Raw genomic sequence first — 2,187 nt, forward strand, 5'->3', positions numbered from 1 at the left:
CCCGCGATGGCGACGGTTACGGCGCGGCATCGCCGGCTCATTTTAAATGAGTAGCGGAATATGGTTACACGTATTTTTTAGATCATAAAATGCGGCGTTTGTCAATGCGTAAGTCCTGAACAAGATATTTTAGTTTCCGAGTGTTCTGGCACCGATACTGCGTTTACTTCATCAAGACCCAGCGTCTTGTTTTCTCCGTGTTCTAACCTCCTCAGTGGTGATTAACCCCGCCTTCGCGGGGTTTTTTTTGCCGATTCAATCCTGCAACTTATACGCGGTATTCTTCGAAGAGGGGGGTGTCCAGCTCAGTGCGGTGGATACCAGATATTGTGATCTTGGCACTCGAAGCGTCCTTTGGATGGTGTGTCGAGATCCAACTCATCGGCGCTACCGCACTCAGATGGATACCCCCCTCTTCGAAGAATGCCTCATCGACTTCGTCAATGACCTTCGGCCTGACACCGAATTGGCGCGCGAGCCGAAAAGCCACACCTGATTTGGGGCGCCAAGCACACGATCCACGGTTTTTTTGCAGGATCAGGATGCGATCCGGTCGCTGCCGTTTGAGATGCGATGCGTCGACGATGGGGATGCGACTGCCCGGCAGGATTTTCCCCTGCTTGGAGGGCGCGGCATCGCAGACAAATGGCAGCAGGTCGGATTTTACGCCGGCGTAATTGAGCAGGGTATTGCCCTTAGCGGCGGCGCCGTAGCCGGCGACGGTCCGACCCGCGCGCTTTTGCTCGATCAGGAAGGTTAGCAGATCGTCCTTGATCCGATCCGCCCTTGCCTGAAAAGTACGATAGAGGTCCGGGGTGCGCAAGCCCCGTCGGGCTTCTTCCGCGAGCAGGAGGTTCACGCTGGGCGCGGTCTGGCGCGCGTCCTCGGCATGACCGCCAAACACGCGCAGGCTGCCGCCATGGATCGACGGCACTCAGGTAGGCGTTGGATGGCGGCGCGCTGCCCAGGTCGACGAATGGCAGGTGAAGCGGCGTGTTGCAGTGGCGACAATTCACAGCCGAAGTCCCCGGAAATGCGCGTCGATCAGCGGGTGGGCGGCGTCGCGCGGCGAGAGTCCAGCCAGGGGAAGCGGCCAGGAGATGGCCAGTGCTGGATCTCCAGGGTGCACGCCCGCTTCCGCCGCCGCTGAATAATCGGCCGTGTGCAGATAGAGCAGTTCACAATCGTCGGTCAGCGCCTGAAAACCGTGCGCGCAGCCATCCGGGATGACCAGGGTGTTGCGATTGTCGGCGCTCAGGCGTTCGGCGTGCCAGCGCAGAAAGGTCGGAGAATCCGCCCGCAGGTCGACGGTGACATCGAAGACCTCGCCGCGCAAACAGGCGATCAATTTGGTTTCGGCATGGGGCGGATGTTGAAAGTGCAGGCCGCGCACCGTGCCGCGATGCCGCGTGACGGTGCGGTTGATCTGGACGATGGGCTTGCCCTGGATGACCGCTTCCAGTTCGCGCGCGCAGAAGAGACGCTCCAAAGATCCGCGTTCGTCGCCGATCGGGAAACGCTCGATCCGCGTCACGCCGGCGATGTCGGTCGGCTGGAGACGAAAGCGTGCGCTCATGGTCTGGCCTCGACCGCTTGATAGGCGTCGATTTGTGTATGACACACACACAAAATACGCCGCTACGCCACGGTCAGCGTCTCGACCTCGAACCCCACCAGATTCCGCCCCTCGCGCGAGAACTCCACGCCAATCAGATGAATCGGCTGGCCCGCGGCGCGGTATTTCTCGGCGTAGCCCCGGTCCTTGATCTGTTGCAGGGCGCGACCCTCTGGCGCCAGTTCCACCACCTTGAACTCGAACAGATAGATGTGCTCGTTGAAACGCACGGTCATGTCAATGCGACCCCAATTGGTGGCGTCTTCCAGAACGATGTCCAGACCCACCGCGGCGAAATAGCTGTAGAAGACGCTGGCGTAATAGCCCTCGTACCGGGCGATGGGGTGATTGCGGTACCAGTCGTTGGGGATGCTGGCGAAGAAGGCATGAAAGAGGTCTTTCAGCCCTGCCAGATCGCGGGCCAACAGCAGATCGAGCAGGCGCAGCCGGTGCGCGAAGCTGCGGCTGGGATCGTCGGTATATTCGCTCAGGAGCGCGGCATTGAGGCTGGAGGCGACCTCGTGATTGGGATAGCCCAGGGTGTAGATCCAGTGCCCGAGCAGCGGCTCCTC

At 60.4% G+C, this 2,187-nt stretch carries 3 protein-coding genes; all 3 read right to left on the reverse strand.

All coding sequences use genetic code 11. The annotated features are described in order from the left end of the window. Window positions 1-268 precede the first annotated feature (268 nt). Entirely contained in the window at window positions 269-934 is a 666-nt protein-coding gene (locus QZY07_RS18370) for a methyltransferase C-terminal domain-containing protein (RefSeq protein ID WP_295405830.1), read from the reverse strand. A 78-nt stretch (window positions 935-1,012) separates the two neighbouring features. After that, window positions 1,013-1,576, reverse strand: coding sequence for a dTDP-4-dehydrorhamnose 3,5-epimerase family protein (locus tag QZY07_RS18375; protein WP_295405832.1), 564 nt, complete (start codon window positions 1,574-1,576; stop codon window positions 1,013-1,015). A 62-nt stretch (window positions 1,577-1,638) separates the two neighbouring features. Beyond that, on the reverse strand, window positions 1,639-2,187 hold a 549-nt coding region (locus QZY07_RS18380), incomplete at its 5' end, for a PD-(D/E)XK nuclease domain-containing protein (protein ID WP_295405834.1).

Origin of the sequence: uncultured Thiocystis sp., from assembly GCF_903866365.1 — a bacterium.
Classification (GTDB): domain Bacteria; phylum Pseudomonadota; class Gammaproteobacteria; order Chromatiales; family Chromatiaceae; genus Chromatium.